Annotated in this window: 11 protein-coding genes; 4 read left to right on the forward strand and 7 right to left on the reverse strand. The window is 36.6% G+C overall.

Translation table 11 applies throughout. The features are described from left to right. A partial coding sequence (locus tag J2Y60_RS21430; protein ID WP_309994745.1) for a pseudouridine synthase occupies positions 1–1,731 on the forward strand: 1,731 nt, incomplete at its 5' end. A gap of 41 nt (positions 1,732–1,772) precedes the next feature. Here J2Y60_RS21430 and J2Y60_RS21435 read toward each other — a convergent pair. The 3 genes from J2Y60_RS21435 to J2Y60_RS21445 form a co-directional block, all read right to left on the reverse strand. Continuing rightward, on the reverse strand, positions 1,773–1,967 hold the full coding sequence (locus J2Y60_RS21435) for a hypothetical protein (RefSeq protein WP_309921908.1): 195 nt from the start codon (positions 1,965–1,967) through the stop codon (positions 1,773–1,775). Between the two features lie 51 nt (positions 1,968–2,018). Next, on the reverse strand, positions 2,019–2,945 hold the full coding sequence (locus tag J2Y60_RS21440) for an AraC family transcriptional regulator (protein WP_309921905.1): 927 nt from the start codon (positions 2,943–2,945) through the stop codon (positions 2,019–2,021). 544 nt (positions 2,946–3,489) lie between these two features. Beyond that, positions 3,490–4,263 carry an enoyl-CoA hydratase/isomerase family protein gene (locus tag J2Y60_RS21445; protein WP_309921902.1) on the reverse strand — a complete coding sequence of 258 codons (774 nt, stop codon included), beginning with the start codon at positions 4,261–4,263 and terminating at the stop codon, positions 3,490–3,492. A gap of 171 nt (positions 4,264–4,434) precedes the next feature. Here J2Y60_RS21445 and J2Y60_RS21450 point away from each other — a divergent pair, with 171 nt between their 5' ends. Beyond that, positions 4,435–5,583, forward strand: a complete 1,149-nt coding sequence (locus J2Y60_RS21450) for an acyl-CoA dehydrogenase family protein (RefSeq protein WP_309921899.1) — start codon at positions 4,435–4,437, stop codon at positions 5,581–5,583. A 135-nt stretch (positions 5,584–5,718) separates the two neighbouring features. Then, on the forward strand, positions 5,719–6,564 hold the full coding sequence (locus J2Y60_RS21455; RefSeq protein WP_309959282.1) for a LytTR family DNA-binding domain-containing protein: 846 nt from the start codon (positions 5,719–5,721) through the stop codon (positions 6,562–6,564). A 5-nt stretch (positions 6,565–6,569) separates the two neighbouring features. Here J2Y60_RS21455 and dacB read toward each other — a convergent pair whose 3' ends face one another. After that, a complete protein-coding gene (gene dacB / locus J2Y60_RS21460; RefSeq protein ID WP_309921893.1) occupies positions 6,570–7,799 on the reverse strand; it encodes a D-alanyl-D-alanine carboxypeptidase/D-alanyl-D-alanine-endopeptidase in 1,230 nt (409 codons plus the stop codon). 327 nt (positions 7,800–8,126) lie between these two features. On the opposite strand from dacB, the gene J2Y60_RS21465 reads away from it, so the two are divergent. Continuing rightward, a complete protein-coding gene (locus J2Y60_RS21465) occupies positions 8,127–9,188 on the forward strand; it encodes a ferredoxin--NADP reductase (protein ID WP_309921890.1) in 1,062 nt (353 codons plus the stop codon). A gap of 224 nt (positions 9,189–9,412) precedes the next feature. On the opposite strand, the gene J2Y60_RS21470 is transcribed toward J2Y60_RS21465, so the two are convergent. From J2Y60_RS21470 to J2Y60_RS21480, 3 genes are all read right to left on the reverse strand, one after another. Beyond that, complete coding sequence (locus J2Y60_RS21470) at positions 9,413–10,087, reverse strand: VTT domain-containing protein (protein WP_309921887.1); 675 nt, start codon at positions 10,085–10,087, stop codon at positions 9,413–9,415. Between the two features lie 40 nt (positions 10,088–10,127). Then, the gene (locus J2Y60_RS21475) at positions 10,128–10,604 is read right to left on the reverse strand and encodes a cytidine deaminase (protein WP_309921884.1); all 477 of its coding nucleotides are present in this window, start codon (positions 10,602–10,604) and stop codon (positions 10,128–10,130) included. Between the two features lie 189 nt (positions 10,605–10,793). Further along, entirely contained in the window at positions 10,794–12,692 is a 1,899-nt protein-coding gene (locus J2Y60_RS21480; protein WP_309921882.1) for an SPFH domain-containing protein, read from the reverse strand. Between the last annotated feature and the right edge of the window lie 128 nt (positions 12,693–12,820).

A 12,820-nucleotide genomic window follows, 5' to 3' on the forward strand; every position in this document is an offset into this window, starting at 1 on the left:
CCACAAGGTGAAAGAAGAGAATTTAATTCGGGTGAACGTCGTGAATTCAAACCTCAAGGCGAGAGAAGAGAATTTAACTCGGGTGAACGTCGTGAATTCAAACCACAAGGTGAAAGAAGAGAATTTAATTCGGGTGAACGTCGTGAATTCAAACCTCAAGGCGAAAGAAGAGAATTTAATTCGGGTGAACGTCGTGAATTTAAACCACAAGGTGAAAGAAGAGAATTTAATTCGGGTGAACGTCGTGAATTCAAACCTCAAGGCGAGAGAAGAGAATTTAACTCGGGTGAACGTCGTGACTTCAAACCACAAGGTGAAAGAAGAGAATTTAACTCGGGTGAGCGTCGTGAATTTAAACCACAAGGTGAAAGAAGAGAATTTAACTCGGGTGAGCGTCGTGACTTCAAACCACAAGGTGAAAGAAGAGAATTTAATTCGGGTGAGCGTCGTGAATTTAAACCACAAGGTGAGAGAAGAGAATTTAACTCGGTTGAACGTCGTGAATTCAAACCACAGGGTGAAAGAAGAGAATTTAACTCAGAACGTCGTGAGTTCAAACCACAAGGCGAAAGAAGAGAATTTAACTCGGGTGAACGTCGTGAGTTTAAGCCACAAGGCGAAAGAAGAGAATTTAACTCGGGTGAACGTCGTGAGTTTAAGCCACAAGGCGAAAGAAGAGAATTTAACTCAGAGCGTCGTGATTTTAAACCACAAGGTGATAAACCAGCTTTTGAACGCAAAGAGTTCGTAGATAAAAGAAAACCTGTTGGCAAAAGATTTGATAAAGGTGACTTTAACAAACCTCGTCCAGATGCAGGAAGTTTTGAAAAAAAAAGTAGAAGCGAAAGACCAGAAAAAACATTTGGTTCAGCCAAAGCAAATTTTGGAGGCGACAATCTATTTAAAGCACACAGACCTGTAGAACAGTCTGATAAATGGACGCCAAGCTACAAGCTTGATAAATACAAAGAGACTGCTCCTAAAAAAGTGCAGAAATTGATTGAAAAATCAGAGAAGCAATCATTGGAAGTACGTTTGAACCGTTATATCGCTAATTCTGGTGTTTGTTCTCGTCGTGAAGCTGATGATTTAATCAAGGCGGGTGAAATCAGAGTAAATGGTGCGGTAGTTACTGAAATGGGCTACCAAGTAAAACCAGGTGATATTGTTAAGTACGGTAGTAAAAAGTTGAATCGTGAGAAAATGGTTTATGTGTTGGTAAACAAACCTAAAGATTTTATCACTACAACTGAAGACCCTAACGACCGTAAAACAGTAATGGATTTAGTGAAAAATGCTTGTGAAGAACGTATCTACCCTGTAGGTCGTTTGGATAGAAACACGACAGGTCTATTATTGTTAACAAACGATGGTGAATTAGCAGATAAATTGACTCACCCTTCAAACGAAATCGAAAAATTATACCAAGTAGAATTGGATAAGCCTTTAACACAAGAGCATTTCGAGAAAATTAAAGGAGGTATTACTTTAGAAGACGGTGAAATAAAAGCGGATGATTTAGGAATTGTTACGCCAGATGGAATGGTAGTAGGTATCAAAATCCACTCAGGTCGTAATAGAATTGTTAGACGTATTTTTGAATCATTAGGATACGAAGTATTGAAACTTGACAGAACTACTTTTGCTGGCTTAGACAAAAAAGATTTACCAAGAGGAACTTGGCGTTTCTTGTCAGAAAGAGAAGTAGTGAAATTGAAGTTTTTTAAGTAGTAGCTTTCAGACTTCGGATATCGGATGTCGGCTTTATAGAATTATGATAAAAGCTTTGCAGGATTTTCTGCGAAGCTTTTATTTTTACGAGTATTTCTTAATAAAGTTTCTGTTATTAAAAGAGCTTTTATATCAATAGAAATAGCAGAAATTACCACTACGTATTTTATACGAAAAAACATACTCATTAAAAAAGCCACTGAATTTGATTCAGCGGCTTTTTTAATATCAAACAATTTTTATAAATATAATCTCGAAGCTAATAGCTCAAGGCTACCAGCTACTAATTATAAATTCATTAACGACTCTCTGCGTCTCATTTTACCTGCTGGAATACCAAACATCATTTTGAAACGACGACAGAAGTATGCAGTATCTTTATAACCTACATCAGCGCCGATGGCACGGATAGATTTCTTAGAAGTTCTTAACAAACCTACGGCAGCTTCCATTCTTTGATATTCGATATAATCTTGTGGATTGATACCTGTTAACATCTTGAAATATTGCCCAACGTAGTCTTCAGAAACGTTTGCGACGTTCGCTAATACTTTATTTGACAAATCTCCACCGATATTATCTTTGATATAAGCAAAGATGTCAATTAAGCGTGGATCTTTGAAATAAGTACTGTTTGTTGCTAATTGTTCAACAAACAAACGGTTTTTGATGATGTAACGAATAATTTCGATAACAATCTCTTCCGTTTTTATTTTAATCACACGTCCTTTTCCAAGAATATCCGTCATGTCTTCTTTCAAAATTTCCGCTAGCATGTGTGCTAGTTTGTCGTCTCTTTTGATTAAGAATGGAGGAATATCTAAAGAAGTAAAGAAGTTTACCGAATCAAAAACTTTTGCTTCAAAAGCAACCATCCCGAAAGAGTTTTCGATTTGGCCAATTCTTGATGGTTCAAGGTTATATTCAAAATAAGACTCTCTATGAGTCATAAATTCTTCATTTGAAATAGCCTTTGGTTTATCAGCACTACCATAAGTTATCGAAAGCATCTTACCTCCAGGGATAAAAAGCATGTCGCCAACCTCTGCATGGATAGCCTCCTCGCCAAAAGAAACCTCACCGTTGTACAAAATCAAGAGTGTATTTTCTACATCATAAAAGTTTTTGATACGGATAGGTTGTAATATTCTAATGTTACGTGACTTAATAAACTTCACGCCGAGCGATTCTATTATCTTATTATAATCTTCCATTTTGCATCGTAATTTGGGTAATTGGAATTATAGAGCATTTAATTTTGGACAAAACTAATAAATCCATGTAAAATTCCAAAATTAAATGTAAAAAAGTCTTATATAATTATTTTACGGTAAAATAGTTCCGCTATTCAAATTTATTGTAATATCCTAAGAATTGAAAATTTTACAGATTTTTTTTTTAAAATTTAATATTTGGAATTTTAGGGGATTTCTATAAAAACAATTATTTTTAAAAAAAATGATGCTCTTCAAAACACTATAACTATAGTAAGAACTTGCGATTTTTAAGAAACCCAAGTCATATTTCTTCTTCAAATATTACAAAAAATTATCGAAGATTCCAGAAAGCTTTGAGTAATTATTTTTAAATAATTGGAACATTAAAACTAAGTAATAGTTCTTATCGAAAAAGGCATTTAATAAGTATAAAATCGTAAATATACACACACCTAGAAACTGATAATATTTACTTTAATTATCATAAAAAGGAAATAAACTATCCAGCCTTCAAATTATACTATTCAGGGGTTGGGAATAATCAATGCTGCTGTGTAAAGGTTTGTAAGGTCTCTTTAGTAAAACTACTTAGTACAAGTTTCCCACTGATTTCTGCCCTTTCCTCTAAAAGTGTATCCCAATGGTCAGTATTTTTCCAAAAGATTTTTTTTAATGCTGTTAACGCTGCCGGATTGTAGGATGCTAGGCGTGTTGCCAATTCAATGATGGCTTTGTCCATTTCATCTACCGTTTCGAATACTTCCATAAATAAGCCTTTTTCTTTTGCCCAATTAGCCGAAAAAAAATCTGTGGCATTCAACGCCAATGTGGCAAATGAGGAAAGTCCTATTTTTCGTTCAACGGCAGGTTCAATCACGGCAGGAATTATTCCTATCGTTAGCTCGCTTAATTTGATAGCAGCAAACTTGGTTGCCAAACAATAATCAACAGTAGCAGCGAGGCCTACCCCCCCTCCGATAGCCTTCCCTTGAATGCACCCAAGAATTATTTTGGGAGATTTTCTACAAGCATTGATCACTTTTGCAAAACCTGTAAAAAATATTTTTCCAGCATATCTATCATTGATTGCCATCAATTCATTAAAATCTGCTCCCGAACAAAAAGTTCTCTCTCCTTCACTTTGCAGAATAATGATTTGTACTTCCTCTTGTTCCCCTAAGTTTTCTATGGCTATTGCTAATTCTTCCAAAAGTACAATAGACATTGAATTAGTAGGCGGATTACCAAACACTAGCCTTACCACACCCAATGCGACTGACTCAATCCTAATGGTATGCATTTTAGGTTGTTGCATAATGAAATTATTTTTAGATATTACAGTACTATTTCTATTTTAATATCATTAAATTACAATTATTTAAAGGAATAATTTTATAATATATTAGTTTTTTATCATAAAATATACATTAAAAAAGTCCCTTTTATTTCTATTTAAACAATCTCAACAAACAATTTAACATTAAAAATGTACAAATCAGAACAATTAACGTTAGTCCGACAAACTGCCAAAGAATTTGCCGAACGTAAAATAAGGCCTCATATCATGGAATGGGACGAAGCCCAGACTTTCCCGATTGAATTAATGAAACAATTGGGCGAACAAGGTTTCTTGGGTGTACTCGTCCCCGAAGAATATGGCGGAGCAGGTTTAGGCTACCACGAATACGTTGCCATTATCGACGAAATCGCACAGGTTTGTGGCTCAATCGGCTTGTCGGTTGCTGCTCATAATTCACTATGCACCAATCATATCTTACAATTTGGTTCAGAAATTCAAAAAAAGCAATATTTACCCCAACTTGCTTCTGGTAATTTTATTGGTGCATGGGCATTGACAGAAGCCAACACGGGTTCAGACTCCGCTAGAATGCAGTGTGTGGCTCGTCGCGAAGGCGATAATTATATCATTAATGGCGCTAAATGCTGGATTACACACGGTAAATCGAGCGACGTAGTCGTTGTAATGACACGTACTGGAGAGACTGGTACAAAAGACAATGCTACCGCTTTTATTGTGGAACGTTCAAACCCTGGGTTGAAATTTGGTAAAAAAGAAAACAAATTGGGTATGCGTGCTTCTGAAACTGCTGAGGTGATTTTAGAAGACTGTATTGTACCGATGTCGGCTCGCTTAGGAAATGAAGGCGAAGGCTTTAAACAAGCCATGAAGATTTTGGATGGTGGTAGAATTTCTATTGCTGCACTTTCTTTGGGTATTGCCAAGGGTGCTATGGCTGCTGCTGCTCGTTATGCACAAGAACGCCAACAATTTGGGCAGGCAATTGCTAGTTTCCAAGGTATCAGCTTTAAATTAGCCGAAATGGCTACTAAAATTCACGGAGCGGAATTGATGACTCACCATGCAGCCGACCTTAAAATGGAAGGTACGCATTTAACCAAAGAGGCCGCCATGGCAAAATTTTATGCTTCGGAAGTAGCCGTAGAAGTAGCGACCGACGCTGTGCAAATATTTGGTGGATATGGCTATACCAAAGATTTTCCTGTGGAAAAATTCTATCGTGATGCCAAGTTATGTACCATTGGCGAAGGAACATCCGAAATTCAAAAAATTGTAATCGCCAGAGAGGTATTAAAAGAATATCCTATTATATAATCAAATATTCCCTGCATCAGAAAGATTGATGCAGGGAATAATATTTAAGTATTATTCCACACTCGCAGTTATTTCGCCTTTATTCTTAATTTTGCAATACGTCAATTAATAAAACCTCGATTGATGTCATTACAAATGTTAAAGATTCTTAGACAACCTTATCCGCATAACGATTCTACTAGACGCAAGCTTTTTTTGTCGTTCGGGGCAGGTATTTTCATTTCATCTTTCTTAATTTTCTTCGAGCCATTTGGTATTGCCAATTGGCAGAATCCTCAAAAAAACTTATTACTCTCAGGCTTTGGTATTATTACTACTATTACCATGCTTTTTATCTATTTTGGTATTCAAAGGCTTTTTCCTAAGTTTTTTCAAGAAGAACAATGGACTGTCGGGAGAGAGATATTTATGGTAGCTCTCAATTTTTGCTCCATTACGGCTATCAACATCCTTTACTCACAACATTATTTCTCTAATGGTTTTAATCTATTGGGCTTTATTTCAATGATTATTTACACTTTTGTATTGGGTGTTTTTCCTGCCACAGCGATTATTTTAATCAACTATATTTATTATTTAAAACAATACAGTAAACCTCCGCAACCTAGTCATCTTCCCGAAAAACACGCAATACATGATGAGTCAGATGAAATAAACCTGATTGCCGAAAATGGAAAAGACAAAATTCAATTGAATACTGATTCGTTTTATTACATAGAATCAAGTGATAACTATTCTACTGTGGTATTTAAACAAAAAGATGATTTCAAAAAGGATTTAATCAGAAGTAGCTTAACCCGTTTAGAAAGTCAGACACAACAAAAACAAATTGTTCGTTGTCATCGCTCCTTTATTGTGAATCTCGATAAAGTTGAACGTGTTTCTGGCAATGCCCAAGGCTATAAATTACACCTTACCGAAAGCAATTTTATCATTCCTGTAGCCCGAAGATATTCTCAGATTGTCTATGAGTTGAAGTAGTACGCTTAGTTTTTCTCATGTACTTCCGTTAGGATTTTACTTACTTCTTTTCTAATCTCTGACATTGGCTTCATAAAGCTATTGTTCATAATACTGAAAATTAACACTTTACCTTTTTTAGTAACCAAATAACCACTTAGGTTATAATTATTGCTAAAAGAACCCGATTTAGCAAAAATGAATGGCTTTTCGGTAGACGATAAACTTTTCAACGTACCCGATTTGCCAGCGGCTGGTAAAAGCTGAAAAAGTCTTTCCTGTGGCACAATCAGGTAAATATTTTGCAACAATTTTACGATACTCCTTGGCGTAAACAAGTTATAACGTGAAAGTCCAGAGCCATCTACCCATCTTGAAGCATCTGGCAAATCTGTCATAAATTTCTTTTTCACGGCATCAATACCTTTGCTTACATTCAACTCACCTACTAAGGCATCAGCATTCAGTACCATTAGATGTTCTGCAATCATGTTATCACTTACATGAAGCATTCTTTTGTATAAACTATCTGCGGGAAGGCTGTAAAATGTTTTGGCAGATTTATCCAAGGCTTTATTAATCAAAGTCACTTCTTTCTTTAATGTATCGCTTAGTAAGGCAACAGTAATATCTAAACCCGTTTTGAAGGGTACATCTTGTTCAAAAGTAGGCTTCATCTTTTGAAGACTTGGATGGCTAAACAAATTAGCCCCAAGGTCACGCTGCATAGAAAAGCTATTTGTATTCGACCAGTCGTACACTTTATTTTCAAAGAATTTTGGTGACACATTTAAGGCATTCTGCCCATTCGCTTTGAACCTGACAACATTTCCATGAATAGGAAATCCAGATATTTCAGCCGCATAATCATCATTATAATCATCCCAAGCCCAGCCTTGTCCAAAAAATAAACCAGTGAAATTATCATTAGAAAAGTAAATTTTCTCTGGGCGACTTTTCAAAAAATCATATACTTTACTTTTGGCTAAATCTGGATGAAGGAAAGATGGATCTCCTGTTCCCCAAACAATCAAAGAATCGCCAGTAACTTGATAATGAAAAGCAGGAATAGAATCTCCTAAGGTTTTTAGACTAGCATAAAAAGTAAAGAGCTTAGTATTAGAAGCAGGCATAAAAAAACGATTCGCTTCTTGTTCAAACACAGTTTTTTGTTCGGTTATATCATAAAAAACAACGCCTGTTTGGTTTTGAGAAAACACTTCTGACTGCTGAATTAATCGAGCTGTGGATTTCATCTGTACCTTGCTAGTACTACACGAAAAAGAAATAGCAACCATCAAAAACATTAAGCAAGTAGGGATACGCTTCATAAACATCAAAAAAATTTAGGGATTATGCTGATAACATTGAGGAAATCAACGGAAAATACACATTTTTCCTACATCAAAATCATAAAGCAAGATATATTGTTTTGTGTGATTCTCAGTCTAGAATGTGTCCAAAAGTATTTTCTTCATTACCTTTGTGTTGCTATAACTAAGTCTTTGTAAAACTCCTAGGCTAAATTTCCGTTATCTAATTAGATTAATATTATTCCATAAAAAATATTTCGTAATCATAAAATGTCTGTAAAATATTTTCATCTCACAGTAAAAGAAATCATCGACGAAACGCCCGATACAAAAACCTTTACTTTTTGGCACCCTGTCCATCAATCTGTTAGTTACAAAGCTGGTCAATTCCTTACGTTAATACCTGTTATTAATGGACAAAAAGTGCGTAGAAGTTACTCTATGTCAAGTTCGCCCAATAAAGATGCTTCTATTGCAGTAACTGTAAAGCGTGTACCCGGCGGTTTAGTATCTAATTATCTGTGCGATTCAGTAAAAGTAGGTGATGCTATCGAGGTGATGGAACCGATGGGGCATTTTGTGGTTGAACCAAACCCGATGAAAGAACGTACTATCGTGCTTTTTGGCGGAGGGTCTGGAATTACACCTTTGATGTCTATTCTGAAATCTGTTTTACCTGTAGAACAAGGTTCAAAAGTGTATTTGGTATATGGCTCAAGAAGCGAGGAAGATATTATTTTCAGAAAACAATTAATCGAATTAGAGCTAAAATATGAGGGTCGTTTCAAAGTATTACACATACTCACGAAACCTTCTTATACTTGGACGGGCTACAAAACGCGTATTAATCAAGCATCAGCGGTAATTTTCTTGAAGCAAGACCTTGCTATTGACATTGCCAAAGCTGAATACTACCTATGCGGACCAGAAGGAATGATGGAACAGGTAGAAAATGCGTTGAAGATGTTTAATGTCTCTACGGAGAATATTCATAAAGAACATTTTGGAAGTGCAGGTTCTCATGAAATTCTTGTAGAGGAGGAAGACGATTCTATCAAAGCACAAACGGTAACGATTCAATACGAGGGTACCGACTATCAAGTATTGGTAAAACCACACGAAACGATTCTGGAGGCGGCTTTGCGTGAAGACATTGATTTGCCATACTCGTGTCAGGCGGGGATGTGTACTGCTTGTTTAGGTAAATGTGTGGCTGGAAAAGTACACATGGACGAAGAAGACGGACTTACTGAAAAAGAAATTAAACAAGGTTATATCCTTACTTGTGTATCTCATCCAAAAACGGCTGGTGTTGTTATTGAGGTTGAGTAGATTATACAACTAGCTTATATAATTTTTAAAAGGTTGATATTAGAAGCGATTAGTGCTTTCAATATCAACCTTTTTATTTTATACTCATTGATTTTTCATCTGACAGCCGATTTCTGAAAGCTGATTGTTTTTTTACCCGCTGATTTTCGGAGATTTGAAAGCACAGATTAACGCTGATTTTTAAAAAGCTAAAATCCGAAAGCTAATTGCTGAAAGCTGACAGCCTAAAGCTTAACTGCCTTTTTAATAAAATATCCCAGCCCCAACATAGACACCAATATTAATCCAAAAATGATAAATTGAATACTACTCCCCTGACTTGGGTGTTCTATCAGTTTACGGATTTCCTGTGCTTGTGTTCCTAGCCAGATGGAAAGGATTGTGCGAGGCAACATACCAAGGAAGCCTGCCGTAAGAAAGTTCTTCAACTTTGTTCCCGAAAAAGAGAATAATACATTGGTAACTGCAAAAGGCAAAACAGGCGACAGGCGAGCCAATAAGATAATCTTGAATTCATCTTTTTGAAGATTGTCAAGTATCTCTCTTACTTTGGGTTTCTCAGAGATTTTACTCAAGAATCTTCCCCCGTCTATCAGTTTAGCAGTTTTAAAACCTAAATAGGATGCTATCCAATAGCTAATAGCGATAGGAATGAAGGCATTCCAAGCTAAAAAGTAGCCACTTAGCAAAGCAATAAATGTAGTAGGCGTAAGGGCAAAAGCCATGCTAAAGCATGAGGCAATGTATACTAAAATCCATTGAAGTATCGTGAAATGCTGCACTGCTTGCTCATGCGTAATCAGCCAATAACTAATACTAGAACTAGCAAAAATGGGCATTAGACCCAAAAAGAAAGTGTATATAATAGAAAAAGTATTTTTCTGGAGGAAATCTAACATTTCACAAAGATAGATACCGACTAGTCATTCTACAAAGAACTTAGAAATCAGTAAATTTTATTGGCAGTAAATCTCCAATCGATGATGTTACTAGTATCTGGTTGTTGGCACCCAACATAATAAAGCGAATAGGTTCTTTTTGGCGAACTTCATATTCCAACATTGCCTGTCGGCAAGCTCCACAGGGAGAAACCCCTCTAAATACGTCCCCTTTCCCCGGGCGAGCAATGACAGCGATGGATTTAATTGTACGTTCTGGATAGTTGGCACCCACCCAAAATATAGCAGATTGTTCTGCACATGAGCCAGAAGGGAAGGCAGCATTTTCTTGATTATTCGCTATTACGATGGTATCATCATCTAACAAAATGGCGGCTCCAACATGGAAATTAGAATAAGGAGCATACGATTTATAGGTAGCTTTTCGGGCTTCGTTCAAAAGTTTGTTTTCCTGTACAGATAGTTCTGTATCGTTGTTGTACGTTTCGAGGGTAATTGTCAAATTAAGTTTCTGCATATCAGTTTATTCGGTATATTTTCATTAGTTTTTTAGATGGGGAAAGCTATAACGAAAAAAGGCTTTAGAATAGTTCATAATATTATCGAAAAGATAATGTAGTTATTTAAAAACAGTAGTTATACTTAACTAAAAAATTAAACCCGTAGAGAAATTCCTACGGGTTTATCTAGGGGCAGAATCTATTGACTATTTATTCTCTTTCTCAGGTAGTGCTTCAGCAGCAGTTTTCTCTACTTTCTTGCCTACTTCTTCCATTAAGCGTAAGCCTAATAATCCACTCAAGGCTCCGTTTTGGTCGTTTGAACCACCTGTTATTAAAATATCTGGCATTACCTTTATTTTCTCTTTACCGATGCTCTCAGTGATTTTCAATTGCGTAAAGTTACCTTCACCCATTGCCGAAACAGCCAATTTATACGCTTCGGCATCGGCCTTACCAATCGCCAAGATTTTTTCAGCTTCGGCAGTACCCGTTTTACTGATTTTTTCGGCTTCGGCATTCGCAATCAATTTGATACGTTCTGATTCCGCACTTGCTTGTACCCTCACTCTTTCTGCCTCCGCTCCTGCTTGTAGTTTTAAACTTTGGGCTTCACCCTGTGCTTTTTTCACAGATGCATCGGCTACTCTTTCGGCAATCACTACGCCTTGGTCGGCTTTAACAATATCTTTCTGAATATCGGCAATAGCGGTTTCTTTCTCCAATGCTTGACGTGTTTCCTGAGCCATCTTTTGGGTTTCATAGGTTACCTTTTGTTCCTCCGCTAATTTTCGGTCAGTAAGGGTTTTCATCAATGATTCAGGTGGTACGATATCACCAATCAAAGTATCCACCGCATTTACATTATATTGCGAAAGTACTTCCGCAATGTATCGTCTAGCGGTTTCCTGACGCTCTTTTCTTGACCCTAAAAATGAAATCACATCAGAATCTTGTGCTGAGTTTCTAAAATAGTTACCAATGGTTGGTTCTAATACTTGGCTCACTAAGTTGTTCATATTACCGAAACGGGCAATTACTTTAGGGGCTTCGTAGTTGGGAATGTGGATAATCTGCGAAACATCTAAATTAAATGGGAAACCGTCTTTAGAACGAACTGTTATTGTTGACAGGTTCTTATCCAATTGGTGCGATTCCGACCTTGCACTTGCCCAGTTTAACACCAAATTGGTAGTAGGTACTACTTCAATTTTTTGTACATAAGTATTTACAGGATATTTCCCTGGACCAAATGCTTCTGCCCAAACACCTTTATAGCCTTTTGAAACAATGTTACCATGTTTAAATTCTGTACCGCTAACATCAATTCCTTCTTCCCCAACGTAAGAAATCACTACACCTACATTACCAATCGGGATTTCGGTCATGTGTATTTCTTCTACTTTCACAAACCAAGGATTGAGGTTATAAGAACCTGCCAAAATTACTTGTTGCTGTAGCCCTCTATTACCGCCCTTACTCAGGAATGCATCAGCATTTTGAAAATTATTATGTCCTTCGATAGACTTACCAGCTATCTGACCTGCTTCAATTGATGCCCCGTCCATGGTAGTGATAATGCCCACCATGTTTTCATGAATTTCGGTAATGTCTGTAATCACAACTTCGAACAAAAAAGTATTAATCCTATAAGACCCCGCCGTGATTATTGCTGTTTGTCGTCCTTTTCTCCCACCATTCTTCAAGAACGATACTGTATCCTGAAACCCATCACATTCAATCTTTCTGGCAAGGATAGAACCCGTTTCAAGCTCCTTCCCATCTTTTGCCAAAATCAATCCTATTTGTCCCGTTGGAATAATAGTAAGGGGTTGAAGTTTAATATCATATTGCCAAATCCAATACCAAAAATAAATACCTGGTGCCAAGGGTTCGGCTTGATATCCTGCTTCACCTTCGGTGGCAATGATTCGTCCTTCTGGTAAAGATTTCTTATCTCCAAACAGTACGAACTTCTTGGTAACTAACCCAATCTTGTCTTCTGGAATAATAATGATGCCCAACAAGCGAAAAATAAATTTGTAGAAAACTAAGCAAAGCAAAGGAACTGCGATGCTAATAACAGTGGCAATAGGAACTTCCATTTTTTATATCTATTTTGGTTAAATTGTGAACTAAAATATTAAAGTTCATGAACCAAATTTGACAAAAAGAATGTCAGAATATCCCAAATTGTGAAGAATGGTTAGGCGGTGGCTTAAATGGGTTTAGG

The organism is Arcicella sp. BE140 (assembly GCF_031456255.1).
Lineage (GTDB): Bacteria > Bacteroidota > Bacteroidia > Cytophagales > Spirosomataceae > Arcicella > Arcicella aquatica.

What these genes read in the sequence shown, in the direction of transcription:
- J2Y60_RS21440 (WP_309921905.1), bottom strand. Translation starts at nt 2,945, where the DNA reads ATGGAAGATTATAATAAGATAATAGAATCGCTCGGCGTGAAGTTTATT.
- J2Y60_RS21445 (WP_309921902.1), bottom strand. Translation starts at nt 4,263, where the DNA reads ATGCAACAACCTAAAATGCATACCATTAGGATTGAGTCAGTCGCATTG.
- J2Y60_RS21450 (WP_309921899.1), top strand. Translation starts at nt 4,435, where the DNA reads ATGTACAAATCAGAACAATTAACGTTAGTCCGACAAACTGCCAAAGAA.
- J2Y60_RS21455 (WP_309959282.1), top strand. Translation starts at nt 5,719, where the DNA reads ATGTTAAAGATTCTTAGACAACCTTATCCGCATAACGATTCTACTAGA.
- dacB (WP_309921893.1), bottom strand. Translation starts at nt 7,799, where the DNA reads ATGAAATCCACAGCTCGATTAATTCAGCAGTCAGAAGTGTTTTCTCAA.
- J2Y60_RS21465 (WP_309921890.1), top strand. Translation starts at nt 8,127, where the DNA reads ATGTCTGTAAAATATTTTCATCTCACAGTAAAAGAAATCATCGACGAA.
- J2Y60_RS21470 (WP_309921887.1), bottom strand. Translation starts at nt 10,087, where the DNA reads ATGTTAGATTTCCTCCAGAAAAATACTTTTTCTATTATATACACTTTC.
- J2Y60_RS21475 (WP_309921884.1), bottom strand. Translation starts at nt 10,604, where the DNA reads ATGCAGAAACTTAATTTGACAATTACCCTCGAAACGTACAACAACGAT.
- J2Y60_RS21480 (WP_309921882.1), bottom strand. Translation starts at nt 12,692, where the DNA reads ATGGAAGTTCCTATTGCCACTGTTATTAGCATCGCAGTTCCTTTGCTT.